General features: G+C 64.3%; 23 protein-coding genes and 1 riboswitch. Of the genes, 1 reads left to right on the top strand and 22 read right to left on the bottom strand.

Annotated features, from left to right (window positions below; translation table 11 throughout):
* Positions 1 to 58 precede the first annotated feature (58 nt).
* Positions 59 to 910 carry a serine O-acetyltransferase gene (cysE, locus tag METLW4_RS0119630; RefSeq protein WP_018267946.1) on the top strand — a complete coding sequence of 284 codons (852 nt, stop codon included), beginning with the start codon at positions 59 to 61 and terminating at the stop codon, positions 908 to 910.
* 3 nt (positions 911 to 913) lie between these two features.
* Here the strand turns inward: cysE (METLW4_RS0119630) and METLW4_RS0119625 are convergent, their stop codons facing one another.
* The 22 genes from METLW4_RS0119625 to nifN all read right to left on the bottom strand — a co-directional run bounded on the left by METLW4_RS0119625 (position 914) and on the right by nifN (position 18,724).
* Positions 914 to 1,210 carry a hypothetical protein gene (locus METLW4_RS0119625; RefSeq protein ID WP_018267945.1) on the bottom strand — a complete coding sequence of 99 codons (297 nt, stop codon included), beginning with the start codon at positions 1,208 to 1,210 and terminating at the stop codon, positions 914 to 916.
* A gap of 337 nt (positions 1,211 to 1,547) precedes the next feature.
* On the bottom strand, positions 1,548 to 3,059 hold the full coding sequence (gene gcvPB / locus METLW4_RS0119620) for an aminomethyl-transferring glycine dehydrogenase subunit GcvPB (protein WP_018267944.1): 1,512 nt from the start codon (positions 3,057 to 3,059) through the stop codon (positions 1,548 to 1,550).
* A complete protein-coding gene (gene gcvPA, locus METLW4_RS0119615) occupies positions 3,059 to 4,399 on the bottom strand; it encodes an aminomethyl-transferring glycine dehydrogenase subunit GcvPA (RefSeq protein ID WP_018267943.1) in 1,341 nt (446 codons plus the stop codon). The genes gcvPB and gcvPA overlap by 1 nt, the downstream gene beginning before the upstream one ends.
* A 3-nt stretch (positions 4,400 to 4,402) precedes the next feature.
* Positions 4,403 to 4,780: a glycine cleavage system protein GcvH gene (gene gcvH, locus METLW4_RS0119610; protein ID WP_018267942.1), complete on the bottom strand. Its 378-nt coding sequence runs from the start codon at positions 4,778 to 4,780 to the stop codon at positions 4,403 to 4,405.
* Positions 4,777 to 5,931, bottom strand: coding sequence for a glycine cleavage system aminomethyltransferase GcvT (gene gcvT / locus METLW4_RS0119605; RefSeq protein WP_018267941.1), 1,155 nt, complete (start codon positions 5,929 to 5,931; stop codon positions 4,777 to 4,779). The genes gcvH and gcvT overlap by 4 nt, the downstream gene beginning before the upstream one ends.
* A 150-nt stretch (positions 5,932 to 6,081) precedes the next feature.
* A riboswitch (glycine riboswitch) is annotated at positions 6,082 to 6,171 on the bottom strand.
* 97 nt (positions 6,172 to 6,268) lie between these two features.
* On the bottom strand, positions 6,269 to 6,436 hold the full coding sequence (locus METLW4_RS28380) for a hypothetical protein (protein WP_018267940.1): 168 nt from the start codon (positions 6,434 to 6,436) through the stop codon (positions 6,269 to 6,271).
* A 55-nt stretch (positions 6,437 to 6,491) separates the two neighbouring features.
* A complete protein-coding gene (locus METLW4_RS0119595) occupies positions 6,492 to 6,785 on the bottom strand; it encodes a ferredoxin family protein (protein WP_024881116.1) in 294 nt (97 codons plus the stop codon).
* 14 nt (positions 6,786 to 6,799) lie between these two features.
* Positions 6,800 to 8,107 carry an FAD-dependent oxidoreductase gene (locus METLW4_RS0119590; protein WP_018267938.1) on the bottom strand — a complete coding sequence of 436 codons (1,308 nt, stop codon included), beginning with the start codon at positions 8,105 to 8,107 and terminating at the stop codon, positions 6,800 to 6,802.
* 15 nt (positions 8,108 to 8,122) lie between these two features.
* Complete coding sequence (locus tag METLW4_RS0119585; protein WP_018267937.1) at positions 8,123 to 9,229, bottom strand: electron transfer flavoprotein subunit alpha/FixB family protein; 1,107 nt, start codon at positions 9,227 to 9,229, stop codon at positions 8,123 to 8,125.
* Between the two features lie 13 nt (positions 9,230 to 9,242).
* Positions 9,243 to 10,094, bottom strand: a complete 852-nt coding sequence (locus METLW4_RS0119580; protein WP_018267936.1) for an electron transfer flavoprotein subunit beta/FixA family protein — start codon at positions 10,092 to 10,094, stop codon at positions 9,243 to 9,245.
* Between the two features lie 40 nt (positions 10,095 to 10,134).
* Positions 10,135 to 10,470, bottom strand: coding sequence for a nitrogenase stabilizing/protective protein NifW (gene nifW, locus METLW4_RS0119575; protein WP_018267935.1), 336 nt, complete (start codon positions 10,468 to 10,470; stop codon positions 10,135 to 10,137).
* On the bottom strand, positions 10,467 to 11,210 hold the full coding sequence (gene cysE / locus METLW4_RS0119570) for a serine O-acetyltransferase (protein ID WP_018267934.1): 744 nt from the start codon (positions 11,208 to 11,210) through the stop codon (positions 10,467 to 10,469). The genes nifW and cysE (METLW4_RS0119570) overlap by 4 nt, the downstream gene beginning before the upstream one ends.
* Positions 11,207 to 12,379, bottom strand: a complete 1,173-nt coding sequence (nifV, locus tag METLW4_RS0119565; protein ID WP_018267933.1) for a homocitrate synthase — start codon at positions 12,377 to 12,379, stop codon at positions 11,207 to 11,209. The genes cysE (METLW4_RS0119570) and nifV overlap by 4 nt, the downstream gene beginning before the upstream one ends.
* A 12-nt stretch (positions 12,380 to 12,391) precedes the next feature.
* Positions 12,392 to 13,594: a cysteine desulfurase NifS gene (nifS, locus tag METLW4_RS0119560; RefSeq protein ID WP_018267932.1), complete on the bottom strand. Its 1,203-nt coding sequence runs from the start codon at positions 13,592 to 13,594 to the stop codon at positions 12,392 to 12,394.
* A gap of 10 nt (positions 13,595 to 13,604) precedes the next feature.
* Complete coding sequence (gene nifU, locus METLW4_RS0119555) at positions 13,605 to 14,657, bottom strand: Fe-S cluster assembly protein NifU (RefSeq protein WP_018267931.1); 1,053 nt, start codon at positions 14,655 to 14,657, stop codon at positions 13,605 to 13,607.
* Positions 14,658 to 14,679: 22 nt separating this feature from the next.
* Positions 14,680 to 15,000: a HesB/IscA family protein gene (locus METLW4_RS0119550; protein WP_018267930.1), complete on the bottom strand. Its 321-nt coding sequence runs from the start codon at positions 14,998 to 15,000 to the stop codon at positions 14,680 to 14,682.
* A gap of 221 nt (positions 15,001 to 15,221) precedes the next feature.
* Entirely contained in the window at positions 15,222 to 15,899 is a 678-nt protein-coding gene (locus METLW4_RS0119545; protein WP_018267929.1) for a nitrogen fixation protein NifQ, read from the bottom strand.
* Positions 15,900 to 15,903: 4 nt separating this feature from the next.
* The gene (gene fdxB, locus METLW4_RS0119540; protein WP_018267928.1) at positions 15,904 to 16,221 is read right to left on the bottom strand and encodes a ferredoxin III, nif-specific; all 318 of its coding nucleotides are present in this window, start codon (positions 16,219 to 16,221) and stop codon (positions 15,904 to 15,906) included.
* Positions 16,221 to 16,421 (bottom strand): CCE_0567 family metalloprotein, encoded by a 201-nt coding sequence (locus tag METLW4_RS0119535; RefSeq protein ID WP_018267927.1) that lies wholly within the window; start codon positions 16,419 to 16,421, stop codon positions 16,221 to 16,223. The genes fdxB and METLW4_RS0119535 overlap by 1 nt, the downstream gene beginning before the upstream one ends.
* Positions 16,422 to 16,440: 19 nt before the next feature.
* Positions 16,441 to 16,908 (bottom strand): NifX-associated nitrogen fixation protein, encoded by a 468-nt coding sequence (locus tag METLW4_RS0119530; protein ID WP_018267926.1) that lies wholly within the window; start codon positions 16,906 to 16,908, stop codon positions 16,441 to 16,443.
* Positions 16,901 to 17,311: a nitrogen fixation protein NifX gene (gene nifX, locus METLW4_RS0119525; protein WP_018267925.1), complete on the bottom strand. Its 411-nt coding sequence runs from the start codon at positions 17,309 to 17,311 to the stop codon at positions 16,901 to 16,903. The genes METLW4_RS0119530 and nifX overlap by 8 nt, the downstream gene beginning before the upstream one ends.
* 15 nt (positions 17,312 to 17,326) lie before the next feature.
* The gene (gene nifN, locus METLW4_RS0119520) at positions 17,327 to 18,724 is read right to left on the bottom strand and encodes a nitrogenase iron-molybdenum cofactor biosynthesis protein NifN (protein WP_018267924.1); all 1,398 of its coding nucleotides are present in this window, start codon (positions 18,722 to 18,724) and stop codon (positions 17,327 to 17,329) included.
* Between the last annotated feature and the right edge of the window lie 5 nt (positions 18,725 to 18,729).

Genomic DNA, 18,729 nt, shown 5'->3' with positions numbered 1-18,729 from the left:
ACTGGACGAAGCCGGCCGCTCGAGCCACATTGAGGGCCTTCGAAGCGAGGAGACGCCGATGGGAGCGACGCAGGACAATAGCCGCGCGATCGTCGCCGACGCCACGGGTCGCGACGCGCTGTGGGAGCATATCCTCCGCGAGGCCGAGGACATGCTGGCGCGCGAGCCGGCGATGGCGAGCCTGGCGCTGACCTTCGTCCTCAATCGCCGCTCCTTCGAGGATGCGGTGGCGCGGCGTTGCGCGGCGCGTCTCGGCGGCGCGGTGACGGAGGACCTGCTCTTCGATGCCTTCGCCCGCGCGCTGGACGCCGATCCTGCGATCGGCGACGCTTTTCGCGCCGACATAAAGGCCGTCGTCGAGCGCGACGCCGCCTGCGGACGGCTGATCGAGCCGCTGCTCTTCTTCAAAGGCTTTCACGCGATCGAGACGCATCGGCTGGCGCATTGGTTGTGGACCAATGGCCAGACCGATCTCGCGCTCTATCTGCAGAGCCGCTCGTCGGACGCGTTTCAAACCGACATTCATCCGGCGGCGCGCTTCGGCCGCGGCATATTCCTCGATCACGCCACCGGCCTCGTCGTCGGCGCGACGGCGGTGGTGGAGGACGACGTCTCCATTCTGCAGAGCGTGACGCTTGGCGGCACCGGCAAGGAGAGCGGCGACCGTCATCCCAAAGTGCGGCGCGGCGTGATGATCGCCGCCGGCGCGAAGATTCTCGGCAACATCGAAATCGGCGCCTGCTCGCGCGTCGCGGCCGGCTCTGTCGTACTGCACCCCGTGCCGCGCAACTCCACCGTGGCCGGCGTGCCGGCGAAGGTGGTGGGAACCGCCGGCTGCGCCGAGCCGGCGCGCGACATGGATCAGTTTCTGAACGGCCTGTCCTACGATTCGTTCAGCTATTCCATTTGAGCCTCACTGCGGCGGCGTCTCTTGACCGACGCGGCCGGCGAGCTGCGCGAAGGAGAAGCCTTCGCCCGCCGCCGATTCGCGCAGAGCGAGACGCAGCAGCCGCGCCGGAAAGCAGATCGCCTCCACATTGGAGTCGCGCATGTCGCGCGGCCGCAGCGGATCATTGGCGAGCGAAAGCTCGACATCGACGAGCAGCGCGTCGATCTCCTCCTGTGCGAGCGCGCCCTTGTCGCGCAATGCGCCGAACAGCGCCGCGAGTATGGCGTAGACGCCTTCCAGCTGAAGATTGGCCGTATTCATATGTCGCCTCCGGCGCCCCTTCAGCGTAACCGCCGGCGCGGGGATTCGATCCATCGGCGCGAGAATATTTCGCGCACGGCAGTCACAGCGAAGAGTGAAGCGACAAAGCGATCCAGGAAACCACGAGGCGTCATCACGCGCGCTCCTTCTCCCACTCGTGGGAGAAGATGGCCCGGCAAAGCCGGGTCGGATGAGGGCCGCTCGGCAAAATCTCTGCAGTGGATAGAGCCCTCATCCGACCCTCGCTGACGCGAGGGCCACCTTCTCCCGCAAGCGGGAGAAGGGCGCGCCCATATCTTCAGTGTCACCTTCAGTTTCGCAATCTCGGCGAAGTGAATCACGCAGCGCTCCAGCGCAGCACGGGCTTGCGCGCGGCGGCGGCCTCGTCGAGGCGGCGGCGCGGGGCGTGGCGCGGCGCCTGCGTGAAACGGCGCGTTTCGCCGCGCTTCGCGCTGGCGATGAGATCGCGCAATGTCGCGACGAAGAGATCGAGCGAGCGTTTCGATTCCGACTCCGTCGGCTCGATCAGCATGGCGCCGTGAACGACGAGCGGGAAATAGATCGTCATCGGATGATAGCCCTCGTCGATCATCGCCTTGGCGAAATCGAGCGTGGCGACTCCCGTCCCCTCGAGGAAACTATCGTCGAACAAGACCTCATGCATGCAGAGGCGATCGCCGAAAGGCTGCGTCATCACATCGCGCAGCGCTGCGCGCAGATAATTGGCCGAGAGCACGGCGTCGCGCGACGCCTGCGCGAGCCCGTCCGCGCCATGCGACAAAATATAGGCGAGCGCGCGCACGAAGGTTCCGAACTGACCATGAAAGGCGGTGAGCCGGCCGAAGCTCTGCGCTCCATCGCCATGCTCGACGAGACGCAAAGTCTCGCCCTCGCGCAGCAGAAACGGAACCGGCGCGAAAGGCGCGAGACGTTCGGAAAAGACGACAGGGCCAGAACCCGGCCCGCCGCCGCCATGCGGAGTCGAGAAGGTTTTGTGCAGATTGAGATGCATGGCGTCGACGCCCAAATCGCCGGGCCGCGCCACGCCGGCGATGGCGTTGAAATTGGCGCCGTCGCAATAGAAATAACCGCCCGCCTCATGCACGCGCCGCGCAATGGCGACGATATTGCGCTCGAACAATCCGCACGTATTGGGATTGGTGAGCATGATGGCCGCGACATCGGGACCGAGCGCTCTGGCGACAGCTTCCTCGCTCACCACGCCATCGGCGCCGGCCTCCATCACGCGCGGCTGAAAGCCGAGCAGAGCGGCGCTCGCGGGATTTGTGCCATGCGCCGATTGCGGAATGAGAACCACCTTGCGCGTCGCCGCTTCGCCGCGCGCTTCCAGCGCCGCCTCTATAGCCATGAGGCCGCAGAGCTCGCCATGCGCGCCGGCCTTGGGCGAGAGCGCTATGGCGCTCATTCCGGTGAGCGTCAGCAGCCAGCGCGACAGCTCCTCCATCAGCGCCAGCGCGCCCTGCGCCGTCGATTGCGGCTGCAGCGGATGCAGATCGGCGAAGCCCGCGAGCCGCGCGACTTTCTCATTGAGACGCGGATTATGCTTCATCGTGCAGGAGCCGAGCGGATAGAGGCCCGCGTCGATCGAATAATTCTTGCGCGACAGACGCACATAATGGCGCATCGCCTCCGGCTCCGAGAGGCCGGGCAGGCCGATCGGCCCTTTGCACTCGAGCGCGCCGAGACGCGGCTCCAAATGCGCCGGCTCTTCGATATCGACGCCGCTCGTATCCGTGCGGCCGATCTCGAAGATCGGCGGCTCCTCCTGATCGAGCCCGCGATTTCCCGAGAAGGTCTCGAAAGCAGAATCTTTCGGATGATCGAGCATCAGAGCGCTCCTCTCATTGCGGCGACGAAAGCCTCGCGATCTTCCACCGTATCGACCTCTGTGCTGGCGACGATGAGGAGATCATCGAGCCCCGCTTGCGGCAGCAGGCGCGAGACCGGAACGCCCGCGAGCACGCCCTGCTCCGCCATGGCTTCGACGAGACGCGCGGCGTCTCCCGGAACGCGCAAAGTGAATTCGTTGAAGAAGCTCTCATTGAGCGTCTCGACGCCGCGCACAGCGGCGAGGCGCTCCACGAGATCGATAGCGCTCGCATGATTGGCGCGCGCGAGACGGCGCAGGCCGGCTTCGCCGAGCAGGCTCAAATGAATGCTGAAGGCGAGCGCGCAGAGATTGGAGTTAGTGCATATGTTGGACGTCGCCTTGTCGCGGCGAATATGCTGCTCGCGCGCCGAGAGCGTTGCGACATAGCCACGGCGTCCATCGGCGTCGACGGTCTCGCCGATGAGACGCCCCGGCGTCTGCCGCAGATAGGATTGCCGCGTCGCGAGCAAGCCGAGATAAGGCCCGCCGAATGACAGCGGATTGCCGAGCGACTGACCCTCGCCGACGACAATATCCGCGCCCATCTCGCCGGGAGACTTCAGCAGGCCGAGCGAGACGACCTCGGTGAAGACGGCGACGAGCAGAGCGCCATGCCGATGGCAGGCCTCGGCTATGGGCGTGAGATCGCGCAGATTGCCGAAGACATCCGGCGTCTGCACGATGACGCAGGAGACGCTGTCGTCGATCGCCGACGCAATATTCTCCCGCGCGCGCACATCCGGCGCCAGCGCGACGATCTCATCGCCGGCGAAATGAGAGATGGTGCGCAGCACATCCGCATAATGCGGATGCAGTCCGCCGGAGAGAATCGCCTTGCGCCGCTTGGTGATTCGATGCGCCATCAGCGCCGCCTCGGCGCAGGCGGTGGAGCCGTCATACATAGACGCATTGGCGATCTCCATGCCGGTGAGCATGGCGACCTGCGTCTGAAACTCGAAGAGATATTGCAGCGTTCCCTGCGATATCTCCGGCTGATAGGGCGTGTAGCTCGTCAGAAATTCCGAGCGCTGAATCAGATGATCGACGCTCGCGGGAATATGATGGCGATAGGCGCCGGCGCCGATGAAGAAAGGCGCGCTCGCGGCCGAGAGATTGCGCTTCGCCATCTCCGACAGCAGACGCTCCACCTCCATCTCCGATTTCGCGCGCGGGAGATCGAGCGGGCGATCGAGCAGCAGCTCAGACGGCACATCGGCATACAGCGCCGCGAAATCGGCGACGCCGATCGCATCGCGCATGTCTTTGCGATCAGCATCCGTCAGGGGCAGATAGCGCATGGCTCATCCCTCGCTTTCCAGAAAGGCGCGATAGGCGTCCTCGTCCATCAGCTCGGCCAGCTCGGCGGCGTCGGCGACGCGCAATGTCAGCAGCCAGCCTTCGCCGAGCGGCTCCTTATTGACGAGATCGGGCGATGATTCGAGGCGGTCATTGACGGCCACCACCTCGCCGGAGATGGGCGCATAGATTTCGCTCGCCGCCTTCACGCTCTCGATCGTCGCCAGCTGCTCGCCCTTGGCGACGCGCTTGCCCGGCGACGGCAGCTCGACAAAGACGATGTCGCCGAGCTGCGACTGCGCGAAATCGGAGATGCCGATGATCGCAATGTCGCCTTCGACGCGCAGGAAATCATGGTCCTTGGTGTAGCGCTCGCCGCTCATGATCTGTCCTTTCCGGCTGTGCCGCGGAAAAAGCGATGGGGAACGAAAGGCAAAGGCGCGACCTCCACCGCGACTGGCCTGTCGCGAAGGCGGCTCTCCAGCATGACGCCGGGCGTGGCGAAGGATGTTTCGACATAGCCCATGGCGATGGGACGCGAGAGCGTCGGCGAATGGCCGCCGGATGTGATTCGGCCGATGATTCGGCCATCCGGCGCCGCCAGCGCCGCGCCCTCGCGCAAGGGCGCGCGGCCTTCCGGCAGCAGGCCGACGCGCAGGCGCGCGGGGCCGTGCTCCAGAGCGGCGCGGATGCGCTCATAGCCGGGGAAGCCGCCCTGCTCGCGCCGGCGCTTGCCGATGGACCAGGCGAGCCCCGCCTCGACCGGATCGGTCGTCGCGTCGAGATCATGGCCATAGAGGCAGAGGCCCGCCTCGAGCCGCAGCGAATCGCGGGCGGCGAAGCCGGCGGGCGCGACATCGGGATGCGCCAGCAGAGCTTCCGCCAGCGGCTCGGCGAGATGATTGGGGACTGAAATCTCGAAGCCGTCCTCGCCCGTGTAGCCGGAGCGCGAGACGAATAGGCCGGCGCCGCGAAACTCGGCGGCGCGCCAGCCCATGAAGGGCATGTCCTCGAGCTCCGGCAGGACCGTCGCGAGCGCGGCGGCGGCGCGCGGCCCTTGCAGCGCGATCAGCGCGCGGCCGGTGAGAACCGAAAGAGCGAGCTGCGGCAGCTCCTGGCGCAGAAGCGCGAAATCTTGGGCCTTGGCCGCGGCGTTGACGATGAGCAGCAGCCGCTCGTCGCGCCCCGGCAGGCGCGTGATCATCAGATCGTCGAGAACCCCGCCGTCCTCCGCAAGCAGCTGGCTATAGCGCGTGCGCTCGGGCGGCAGGTCTGCGATGGCGGCGGGGACGAGAGATTCGATGCGCTCCGCGGCGCCGCGGCCGGCGAGGATCGCCTGGCCCATATGCGAGACGTCGAAGAGGCTCGCCTTCTCGCGCGTGTGAGTATGCTCGGCGACGACGCCGGCCGGGTAATGCAGCGGCAGCTCATAGCCGGCGAAGGGCGTCATTCGCGCGCCGAGAGCGCGATGCAGCGCATCGAGCGGCGTCTTTTCGAGCGGCGTGGGAATGCGTGGGGCGAAGCTTTCGCTCAAAGGGCGCTCCCGACAGATCGGCGTTCCGCATTGGGCGGATCGCTCCGCCCGGCTCGCGCCCCCTCTGTCTGGAGACCTGAGAGATTTCCCTGCAGCGCAGGTTACGCCCTTCGGTGGGCGCGGATGGGCCGCGCCGCTTTCCAGAGTGTCTCTTTCCTCGCGGTCCTTTTGCCTGAGCGTTTCCGGGGCGGTTGCGCCTTCGGCTCCGGCGCGAGCGCCGGTCTCTCCCGCGAAGATCGTCGAGACACTTCAAAAGATGAGATCGAAACGCGCCGTCGTCAAGCCTTGCCGGCGACGAGGGCCTGCGTCGGTCGGTCGCGCCCCGAAAGGGGCGGCCTCATTCTTCGCAGTCGGTGGACAGGACGACCTCGTCGGGCAGTCCCGCCATGACGCTTTTTTCCAAATTCACCCCGACGAGACGGGCCAAGGCTCCGTCTCCCTCGAGGATCACCACGGCTTCGCTCGGCATGTCCTTCAGCACTTCGATCAATTGCGCGACCGTCATCGAACATCCTCGCGTCCATTTTCCGACGCGCCGACTCGCGGCGCGTCGGTCGCTCTCAGCCGAATTTGAACAGCACGCCGTAGCCGCCGCGCGGATAATTCCACACGATATCGCCCTGCGGCTCGCAGAGAACACGACAAGTGCCGCATTCCAGACAACCGTCCGGCGTGATCTCGACCTGGCCCGAGGCGTTCTGCTCATAGCAGCCGGCCGGGCAGATCTTGGTCATCGCCACGAGATTCTTGGACGGCGTCGTGTGCGGCTGCACGACGATATGGGGTTTTCCTTGGTCGACGAGATAGCGGTTCTGGAACAGCTTCTCCTCGACTCGCGCAGCTTGCGTCGACATCGCGATTCCTCCTCTCAGCGCCAGGCGCGCGCCAGACGCCATGCATCTCCGAACAATCCCGTCAGCGAGCGCTTCTCACGGAAAGCGCGGACCGACGCCTTTTCCTTCTCGATCTTCGGCGTGCCGTCGACGCGTAGGAAATTCTCCATCGCCTTCGACACGAGTGTCGGATAGGTGAGGAAGAAATTCTGCGCCTGCGTGTGCAGCAACGCCGGCATGTCCTTGTATTTCTTCAGATCCTTCATGACGAAGCTGTCATCGAGGAATTTTTTGTAGAGCGCCAGATTCTGCTTCGTCATCGGATCGCGGCGGGACTTCACTTGGAAAATCGCCTCGCCCGCGAGCCTGCCGGACGTCATAGCAAGATTCGAGCCTTCTCTATGGATCGCGTTGTTGAGCTGCGCCGCGTCGCCGACGACGACCCAGCCATCGCCGAACAGCTCGGGAATCGTGTTGAAGCCGCCCTCGGGAATGAGATGCGCGGCATATTCCTTCACTTCCGAGCCCTCGAGCAGCGGCGCGATCGACGGATGCTTCTTGAAGTTCTCCAGCATGCCGTAGGGCGTCTCCTGGTTTTCGGCGAAATCCGACACCAGGCAGCCAAAGCCGACAGAAATGCTCTCTTTGTTCGTGTAGACGAAGCCCATGCCGGTCATCCCCTTGGAGATGGTGCCGGCCGCCTCGATCACGACGCCCTCGTCGCCATGCAGATTGAAGCGGGCCTCGAGCGTCTCGCGCGGCAGGAAGTGCATTTCCTTCACCGCGAGCGCGACATGCTCGGGCCGAGGCGTCGGCCGCAGCCCGGCGCGCGCGCCGAGCAGGCCGTTGACGCCCTCCGCCAGCACGACGACATCGGCGAAGACCGTGCCGCCGGCGCGATCCGTGCGCACGCCGATCACCTTGCCGTAAGCGTCACTGACGAGCTCGGTGACGGTGGTCTCGCTGATGACGATCGCGCCCGCGCCCTGCACCTGCTTGTTGAACCAGCGATCGAACTGCGAGCGGATGATCGTGTAGCGGTTCGGCTTCTCCTCGTTGAAGTCGTCCGAACGATATTGCATGCCCGTATGCGAGCGGTCCGTCATCATCCAGAACCGCTGCTCGATGAGATGCCGCTCGAGCGGCGCCTCCTCGCGGAAATCGGGAATGATCTTCTCCAGCATGTCGGCATAGAGAATGCCGCCCTGCACATTCTTGGAGCCGGCGTATTCACCGCGCTCCAGCTGCAGGACGTTCAGACCGCGCGAGGCCATCGTATAGGCCGCAGCGTTGCCGGCCATGCCGGCCCCGATGACGATCGCGTCGAATTTCTCTTCGATCATGATGATCTCCTCGGGTTAGCCGGCGAGCCGGTCTGCGTTCTCGGGCGAGAGACGTTTGCGGAAAGCTTCGGTCAGCGCCGGAAGCAGACGAATGGCGTCGGTCACTATGCCGATATGCGCGAAGTCGAAGATAGGCGCATTCTTGTCGGTGTTGATCGCGACGATGCAATCGGCGCCTTCGACGCCGACGCGATGCTGAATCGCGCCGGAAATGCCGGCGGCGATATAGAGCTTGGGACGGATCGACTTGCCGGTCTGGCCGATCTGACGATCGGAGCTGATCCAGCCTTTCTGCACCAGAGGACGCGAGCCGCCGAACTCGGCGCCGAGCACGGTCGCGAGATTGCGCACCAGCTGATAATTCTCCGCGCTCTGCAGGCCGAGCCCCCCGGCGACGACGACATCGGCGAAAGCGAGATTGCTCTTGGCCGACTCGCGGTCGGGGATGAACTTCAGCAGCTTGGTGATGATCGCATCTTCGTCGAGATCGGCTTTGAACTCGATCACGCGGCCGGTGCGCGATTCATCGCGCACAGGGGTCGGCAGCTGACGCGGACGCACGGTCGCCATCTGCGGCCGATAGTTCAACGTATAAATCGTGCACAGCAGCGAGCCGCCGAAGGTCGGACGCGTCGCCGCCAGCGAGCCATCGGCGTCCACCGCGAGCTCGGTGCAATCGGCCGTGAGGCCGGTGAGCAGAGTCGTCGCCACGGAGCCGGCGAGATCGCGCCCGAGCGTCGTCGCGCCGAGCAGCAGGATCTCCGGCTTATGCGTGTTGACGAGCTGCGTGACGGCCTTCGAATAAGGCTCGTTGCGATAATCGCCAAGGATCGGATTCTCGACGAGATAGGCGAGATCCGCTCCGTAGAAGAAGGATTCGTTGACGGCCTTGCGCGTGGCCTCGCCGGGCGCGCCGAGCACGACGGCGGCGAGATCGACCTTCAGCTGATCCGCGAGCTTGCGGCCGGCGCCGAGCAGCTCCCAGGACACCGGATGCACCTCGCCGCGCTCCAGCTCGACGAACACCCAGACGTGCTTGTAGCCGCGGAAATGCTCCGGGAGCTCCTTTTTCGCGCTGGCGCGGCTCTGCTGCGGCGCGGCGGGGGCGGGCTTGTCGGACATTTTCGCTTCTCCTTTAGAACCCACTGGCCAATTTCGTCATGTCTTCCTCGAGCGCCGGATGGCGCTTGAAGATCGCCTCGATCAGCACGTCGGCGGAATCGCCCGCGTTCTTGCCCGGCTCCACGAAGGCGGCGCGATCTGTGCGCTGCGGCGGCGCGAAGACCTTCTTCACGATCGTCGGCGATCCTTTCAGCCCGCATTTGCCGAGGTCTTCGATCTCGGCGTCCTTCGCGCTCCAGGTGATGATCTCGGCGCGAGCGGCGCGCAGCGAATCCGAGATGGAGCCGCGACGCACCTCGTTCGTGCCCTCGAGCATGGCGATGAGGCAGGGCATTTTCGTCTTGAGGACTTGCGTGCCGCCTTCCGCGCGACGCTCGATCACGACCTCGCGCTTCTCCTCATCGGCTTCGACGATTTTGGAGACATAAGTCAATTGCAGAAGGTTGAGACGCTTCGCCACACCCGGACCGACCTGCGCCGTGTCGCCGTCGATCGTCTGCTTGCCGGTGAAGACGAGATCGAGATCGCCCCAGGTCTTCTGAATCTTGCCGATCGCCTGCGCGAGCGCATAGGTCGTCGCCAGAGTGTCCGCGCCGGCGAAGAAACGATCGGTGAGCAAAATCGCGCGATCGGCGCCGATCGCTAGCGTCTTGCGCAGCGCGTCGGCGGCCATGGGCGGACCCATGGTCAATGTCGTGACCTCGCCGCCGAATTTGTCGCGCAGCTTCAGCGCTTCCTCCAGCGAGAAGAGATCATAGGGATTGATGATCGTCGGCACGCCCTGCCGCATGATCGTGTTGGTGACAGGATGCACGCGGATCTGGGCGCTGTCGGGAACTTGCTTGATGCAGACCAGTATCTTCATGAGTCTCTTCCTCTCGCCATCCCGACTGGTGTTTCGATCTTCATCCGTTCGACGTCGTGACCGTTGTGAGCGGCACGAAGGGCTTCTTCGGCTCCTCCTTCGGCTTTACAGCGTCCTTGTGCACTTTGAAAAGCCGTTCTTCGATCGGAGACGATTTCGTGAAGTCCTGATAGGCCTTCGCGAGAAACTCACGGCACGCTTCGCGCACCTCGTCGTCGGACGCGCCCTCGGGCGCCGCCTTGTGAAGATACTCGCCCATGCGTCGCAGAATATGCAGACGCGAGTGACGCACGATGTTGGGGTCGTATTCGACGCCGAGAAGATCGAAGAATTCCTCGGCCGCCGACAATTTGCGCAGATCGTCCAATATGCTCATGGCTTGTTGTCTCCGACTTGCCGATGGGAGCCTTCGCTGACGCGCACCTGAAGATGTGCGAGCCGCGCTTCGAGAAAATCGATGCGGTCGATGAGCACGGAGATCGCGTCGCCGACCGGATCGGGAATGAGGTGATGCTCGAGATCGATGCGGCCATCCACGCCCGAGCGGCGCCGCTGCTCCCGCACCACGCGGCCGGGAATGCCGACCACCGTCATCTCCGGCGGCACATCCTCGATGACCACAGAATTGGCGCCGATGCGCGCGCGCGGGCCGACGCTGATCGGCCCGAGAATCTTGGCGCCGGCGCCGATCAGCACGCCATCGCCGACCGTCGGATGGCGCCGGCCCGCGGACCAAGAGGTGCCGCCGAGCGTGACGCCGTGATACATGGTCACATCGTCGCCGATCGTCGCCGTCTCGCCGATGACGACGCCTGCGCCGTGATCGATGAAGAAGCGCACGCCGATCGTCGCGCCGGGATGAATGTCGATATTGGTGACGAGACGCCCGAACCACGAGAGCGCGCGCGCCGAAAACTTATGGCCGCTGCGCCACAGGCGATTGGCGATGCGATGCCATATCAGCGCGTGCACGCCCGGATAGAGCAGCACCACCTCGAGCGTGCTGCGCGCCGCCGGATCGCGCTGCGCGACGCAGCCGACATCCTCGCGAATCTGCGCGAGCAGTCCTTTGCTAGGCGCGACGCGCGGCGTGTCGACAATCGAAATGGGACTCATGACACGCCTCCGACATCATGCCGCGCCGCCAGCGCCGCTTCCGCCTGCGCACGATCGACGAGGCGAATGAGCTCGCCGCGATTGACCGGACGCTTCTGGTCCAGCGCGCGGCGCTTGACGTGAGCGAGCAGGCGCGCGGCCGTCTCGCGGTCGAGATCGACACCGATCTCGGCGCATTTCTTCTGAATCGCGCTCAAGCCCGAATGCTTGGCGATGACGATGCGGTGCCGTCGCCCCAGCCGCGCGGGATCGAGGCCCTGATAGGTGCGGACATCCTTCATCAGCGCCGCGACATGAATGCCCGATTCATGCGTGAATATGTCGGAGCCGACCACCGCCTTGGCGCGGCCGATCTTGCGGCGCGCCGCCGCCGCCACGAGCCGCGCGACGCCTTGCAGGCGCTTGAGATCGATATTGGTGCGGCCATGCGCGACGTGGCCGAGCGCCAGAGCGACCTCCTCGAGCGCCGCATTTCCGGCGCGCTCGCCGAGGCCGAGCATGGTGACGGAGGCATGCGTCGCGCCGCCGCGCACCGCGGCGAGCGTGTTGGCGGTGGCGAGCCCGACATCGTCATGGCCGTGAAACTCGATCGGCAGATCGGTCTCCTCGCGCACGCGACGTATCGACTCGTAGGTGGCGAAAGGATCGAGCGTTCCGAGCGTGTCGGCGAAGCGGAAGCGCGTCGCGCCGGCCGCCGCCGCGGCGCGGGCGATGCAGCCGATGTCGCGCGGATCGGCGCGCGAGGAATCTTCGCCGCCGAGCGCGACGGTCAGCCCCTTCGATCGCGCATAGGCCACGACCCGCTGCACCCGCGCCGCCGCGCCATCGACATCCGTCGACAGCTTGACGCCGATCTGCAAGCGCGACATGGGCGACGACACATTCACATGCGCGACATTGGCCGCGAGCGCCGCGTCGACGTCGCTCTCGCTCAGCCGGCACCAGGCCATCACCCGGCACGGCAGGCCGTCGCCAGCGATGGCGGCGATCGAGTCGATCTCGTCCCGGCCCATGGCCGGCGTCCCCGCCTCGATCTCATCGACGCCGAGAGCGGCCAGCGCGCGCGCGATCGCGAGCTTCTCCGCGGCGGTGAAGGCGACTCCCGGCGCCTGCTCGCCGTCGCGGAGCGTCGTGTCATTGATGAAGATGCGGGGTTGATCGCCGTTCACGGGAGCCGCCTGTCAAGCAAAAACGGGCTTGGAGTCGTTCGTCTTCTTCTCCGCGTCCGCCCAGAAGGGCGACATTTCGCGCAGCTTCTCGACAATCCCCGGCAGCGCCTCCACGACGCGATCGACGTCCTCCGAGACATTGTCCCGCGAGAAGGAGAAACGCACCGCGCCATGCAGCGCCGCCTCGGGAATCGCCATCGCCTTCAGCACATGGCTCGGCTCCATCGAGCCGGAGGTGCAGGCCGAGCCCGACGAAGCGGCGACGCCGCCGCGATTGAGATGCAGCAGGATCGCTTCGCTCTCGACATATTCGAAAGCGATATTGGTCGTGTTCGGCAGACGGTCATGACGATCGCCATTGACGATGCAATTGGGCACGCGCTGCAGAACCGCCTTCTCCAGCCGATCGCGCAGCTCCTTCACGCGGCCCTGCTCTTCCGCCATATGCTGAAGCGCCAGCTCCGCCGCTTTGCCGAGGCCGATGATCGCCGGCACATTCTCCGTGCCGCCGCGGCGCGCGCGCTCCTGATGACCGCCGCGGATCAGCGGCTTGAAACGCGCGCCCTTCTTCACATAGAGCGCGCCGATTCCCTTCGGGCCATGCAGCTTGTGGCCGGACAGCGACAACATGTCGATCGCGCTGTCCTTGAGGGAGATCGGCGTCTTGCCGACCGCCTGCACGGCGTCCGTATGGAACAGAGCGCCATGCTCCTTGGCGAGCTCGGCGAGGCCTTCGACCGGGAAGATCGTTCCGGTCTCGTTATTGGCCCACATCAGCGACACCACGGCCACCTTGTCCGACAGAGCGGCGCGATAGGCGTCTATATCCAGCTGGCCGGAACTGTCGACGCCGATGAAGTGCACCTTGGCGCGGCCAGTCTTCTCGAGATGCTCGCAGAGCGACAGAATCGCCGGATGCTCGACCTTGGACGTCACGATCTCATTGCGATCCGGCAGCGCATCGAGCGCCGACAGAATGGCGGCGTTGTCGCTCTCCGTCCCGCCCGAGGTGTAGATGATCTCGTGATCGTGCGTCGCGCCCAGCAGCTGCTGCAGCTGCTGCCGCGCGGCCTTCACCGCGGTCCCGACCTCCGCCCCGAACGAGTGAGCCGAAGAGGCGTTGCCGAAATGCTCCGTGAAGAAAGGAAGCATCGCCTCCACCACCGACGGATCGACTCGGGTCGTCGCATTATTGTCGAGATAAATCGCCTTCATGACGCACTCCTCAATGAGCGTTGCGACCGACGGGGATCACGCGGATCGGCACGCCCAATTTGGCCATGAGCCGCTCTTGAATTCCCGAGACGGTCACGCTCGCCATTTGACAGCCGACGCAAGCGCCCGTGAGGCTGACGAGCACATTGGAGCCGTCGACGTCGATCAGCTCGCAATCGCCGCCGTCCTTGCGCAGATAGACGCGGAGGTCTTCGATCGTTTCCTCGATCAGACGAATCTTCTTCAGATTCGTCATCCCGGCGGAAGGCGGCGGAAGCGGCGAGGCGGGGGAGAGCGGCGACGATTCCGCGGCTGGCCGCACGATCGGCTTCGCAGGGGCCGGCGCCGTCGACGCGGCCCGCACGGCGGCGCTGAAAAGATTGAGCGAGCCCGGCCGCGGCGCGACAGGAGCTGGCGCCGAAGCGGCCGGCGCCGTCTCTGGGCGCGCGACTTCCGCCGCCTGCGCGGCCGCCGACGCAGCAGAGGCAGCCGCAGCCTCGGTCGCGACCCGCAGCAGAATATCCTCGATCTGCTCATAGCAGGTCGTGCAGCCCGTGCCCGCCATGGTGAAGGCGCCGACCTGTTCGACCGTGGACAGCGCATTGTCGCGGATCGCCCGTTCGATCGCCCGGGCATCGACGCCGTGACATTTGCAGACGAGCGCCGCCTCCTCGTGCCGAGGCTGCGGAGCTTCGCCGCGAAAATCGGCGATCGCCGCCTGAAGCGCCTCATGCCCCATCACAGCGCAGTGCATTTTTTCCGGCGGAAGCCCGCCGAGAAAATCCGCTATGTCGCGGCCGGTGACAGCCCGCGCCTGCTCCAGCGTCTTGCCGATGACGAGCTCGGTCAGAGCCGAAGAGGAGGCGATCGCCGAGCCGCAGCCATAGGTCTGGAACTTGGCTTCGAGAACGATCTCCGTCACAGGGTCGATATGGAGCATCAGCTTGAGCGCATCCCCGCAGGAAAGGGCGCCGACCTCGCCGACCGCATTGGCGCCGTCGAGAGCGCCGGCGTTCTTTGGGTTGAAGAAATGCTCCTGGACCTTGTCGGAATATTCCCACATCGCCGCTCTCCCCGTAAGACGATCAGCCGAACGACTTGCCGCAGGAACAGCTGGATTTGGCCTGGGGATTGTCGAAGGTGAAGCCCGCGCCTTCGAGGCCGCTGACGAAATCCACGCGCGTGCCGTCGAGATAGGCGAGCGAGCCCTCCTCGATGAAAACCTTCACGCCATCGCGCTCGAAGACGTGGTCCGCGGGATTGCTCTCATTGACGAGACCCATGGTGTACTGGAAGCCCGCGCAGCCGCCGGCCTCGACCATGATGCGCAGTCCCTCGACCTCCTGCCCGGCGCCCGTAATTGCCGAACGCACCGCGTTCAGCGCGTTGTCTGTGAGTTCGATCATTTGCTTAACCTCTTCCCGGAAAATCATCCGTCATAGAGGAAGCAACCGCTATGCCACCCGGCTTTACCATCGTGAATCAGTCGATTCGAAGGGCTCGAGGCTGTTCGCATTCCCACATTGTCAGAGTTCCGACACGGATGGCGATTGTGCTGCTATTTGCACGAAATTCCGCGATTTCAGCGGCGTTTCACGCTGAAAAAGGCGCCAAATCTCGAGATCGATCAGGAATTCGAAGGCTTGCCGTGGGACAGCCGCGCCAGGGCGCTCTCGCCACTCTCATCACCGAAGCAGTCGTGGAAATCACTGCATTCCCGGCAGGTCGGCGAAGCGCAAAGGACGAAGCCTTCCATCTCGCACAAGGAGCGATAAAAGAACTTTTTCCACTTCATATGATTGACGTTGCGCGCAGCGAGGCTCGGAAAGCGCTCCTGCATCAGACGGCCGAGCTCGTCTCTTTTGGCGAGACCGAGATCCTGCCACAAATGCCGCGGCGACATAGCGCGCTTGGTGAGGATAGAGGCGAGCCAAGCGGTTTCCTCCGACGCGTCCCCGCGAAACCTCAGCAGCAATTCACGAATTTGATCTTCTTCATCGTCCAGCGCGATCGTCTCGGGCTCGGATGCGAGATCGAGCAGAGAGGTCGCTTCGGGCGCCCAACGCTCGATCAGCCGCGCCAGCGCCTCGCGCCCGAGCGCGAGCGACTGAGCGAGCCCTCCGGGCCGCCCAGCCGCCTCGCTCAGACCGAGAGCCAGCACGCAACAGAACACATGGGCGGTAAAAGGATCGTCGCGTCCGAAATCGCTCGGACGCGACCGCAAGCGCACGTAAATGTCCGTCGCATCCAGGCCGGGCTGCGGAAGCCTGCTCTCCGCTCGACGATCCTCGGAGAGAAAGGCCATCGGATCAGCCGACCAGCTGGTCCACAGGGACGTGCGTCTGGCAGTCCTTGGGACAGACCTTCGAGCACGCCGAGCAGCCGATGCAGTCCTGCTCCCGCTCGACCTTCATGATCTTGCGATTGAGCTCGCCGTCGAAATCATCGTCGTCATCGTCGGTGACGATGCCGAGGATGGTCCCCTCCGCGTCGACGCCGTAGAGCGCCATCACGTCCTGAGGGCAAACCTTGAAGCAACGCCCGCAACCGATACAGGTCGCGGGGTTGATGTCGGTGAGATAGGACGGCGTCCAATCGGCGCCGCCTCTGGTCTTGAACGCCCCCATCACGCCGTCTCCAATTCCTTGAGCTTCTGGCGCGCGGCCTCGAGAGCCGAATACGCCTCATAGGTCTCCTGCGCGACAGTGAGAATCGTGCCCCAATTGATCGGCAGCTCTTCCGAAAGGTCGTGCAGATTCATCTTCATATTGGTCGCCTTGGCAGAGAGTTTCTTGATCTCGGCCTTCAGCTCGTCGACGGAGCTCATTTTCCACTCTCCTTCGAAATCAGTAACGGGCGACTTCCGGGAATTTCTCCACCATCTCGACGCCGGCGTTGACGAGCTTGGTGCCTTCCTCGGACAGCTTGTCGAGATTGTCGAAGCCGAAGCGATGAACGTCGCGCAGCTGCTTGTTGACGACGATGAGACGCCCGGCGATGAGAACCTGACGGCCGAAACCCTCATGGCTCATCTTGATCATCGGCTGAACCATCACGCCGGTGGCGCGCTCGATCGACAGAGCGACGGCATTGTAGAAAAGCTCGACGCGCCAGAGGATCTCGGGGTCGGGATCGCCGATCAGCGGCAGCGCCTTACGCGCTTCCTTGTCCACGATATACGGCTTGATGAGATCGAGATCTTTCTTGTTCTCCCAGGTGCCGTGCGTATCCTGCGCGCGCCACTGCTTGATGAGCTCCTTGATGAAGATGCTCTCAGCGGCATTAGTCGCCGTAATCGTCTCGGTCTCAGCCATTTGCAGCCTCTTCCTCGAAATCGAAGGTACGTTCCTGCCCCTTCGTTATCACCTTGCGCAGCCACGGCGGCGGCGCGCCCTGCAGGACAACCTTGAGCTTTTCCAGCAGATCGACAATGTTCTCCGGCTGCGGCACCTTCATCGGATGAATGCCGGAGGCGACGACACGCGCCGCGCCCGAGCCGCCGATCGCCGCGATGTAGAGAATCGCGCAATCCTTGATCGCTTCGAGCTTGGGCTGAAGCTTGTCTTCGTTGCCGTCCTCTTGCAGATCGCCCTGGAACTGGATCGTCTGGACCAAGCTATATCCATCGGCCGTCAGCTCGTAGATCGCGATATTCTTCGCCCAACCGAAATGGGCGTCGACGCGCTCGAGGTCTTGTGTGGCGAATGCGACTTTCATGCTGCCTCCTCGTGGTCAGGCCATCGCGGTAAGTTGGACGAGCTCGGGGGACGGCTCGCCCCCGAAATGAGTGACATTCTCATCGTCACGGCGCCATGTATCGGGGTCGGGCTCATGCGCCTGCGAGATGAACATATTGCCGATATTGAAGATCAGCGTCCGGGTGCCTCTGTAGCCGACCGTCAGCTCGTGACCCGCGCCGAGGCGATCGAATGTCGGAAGGCCGAGTCTGAAAAGCGGCACGCCGAGACGTTCCGACGCCTGACGCCCATGCGAATGGGTCATCATCAGATCGGCGCCCTTCGAACGATTTTCCAAATCTTCGAGATCGCCGATCAAAACCTCGTCGATCGCCAGCTTTTCGAGCACGGCGGAATGCGTCGTCGTTACCGCCGCCGTGACATGCGCGCCCATCTCGATCAGCCAGGATCCGATCGCGAACAAAAGATCCGGCTCGGCGCCGATCGTCACCTTTTTGGCGCCGAAATGGAAATGCCCGTCGAGCATGGCGTCGACGAGCTGCCCCCTCTGCCGTTTGAACTTCACCGGAACCGGGCGGCCGCTGATGCGGGACAGAAAGGCGATCAGCTCGTCATTGGGCGCGAGGCCGGTGAGACGATCGAAGAGCTCGAAGGGAACGCCGGCGCGACGCTCCAAGGTCGTCGCCGCGAGCCGCATCTGCTCTCCGACCGCGATCGTCCATGCGGCCGAACCCATTTGCGACATCGCCTCGCGGGACGTTCCGCCGAGCGTCGTCGGCGTGAAATCCTCCGGCAGATGCCCGTCGAGCGAGCCCGAGAGATCGGGCAAGAAAGTCGGCTCGAGCCCAAAGCTCTCGATGATGTCGCGCAGCTCGTCGATATCGCCGGGCGTGAGATGGCAACCGGGCAGAACGTTCACGCGCTGCGGAGCCCTTTGCGCAGGCGTCTCGTTCGCCGGCACGAAAGCCTCGATCAGCTTGGCGACGGTCTTGCCCCAGCCATCCTGAAACGCATCCTTGAAGTCGGGAGTCGACACATAGACGATGCCCATGTGATCGAGCTCTGGATGACGCTGACGAATGAGCTGAATATATCCGTCGACGTCATCGCCTTTGGTCTCGGTCACGCCGGTCGAGCAAATGCCGATGATCTCCGGCTTGGCGCGTTTCGCGATATTGACGACTGCTTCTTCGACATTCTCCAAACCGCCGAGCACAGTGGCGACTTCGCTCATCGCGGTCGTCTGCAGCGGAATGGCTTCGCGAAAATGTCGAACGAACAGCACGAGCCCAAAAGATGTGCATCCCTGTGACCCATGCAGCAGCGGCATGCATCCCTGAACGCCCATGAAGGCGAGCGCGCCGCCGATCGGCTGGCTCATCTTCAATGGATTGACCGCGCAGGCCTTTTTGGAAACTTCGACTCTAGCCATCGGAG

Source organism: Methylosinus sp. LW4, from assembly GCF_000379125.1.
Classification (GTDB): domain Bacteria; phylum Pseudomonadota; class Alphaproteobacteria; order Rhizobiales; family Beijerinckiaceae; genus Methylosinus.
This window is presented reverse-complemented; position numbering and strand designations above follow the sequence as displayed.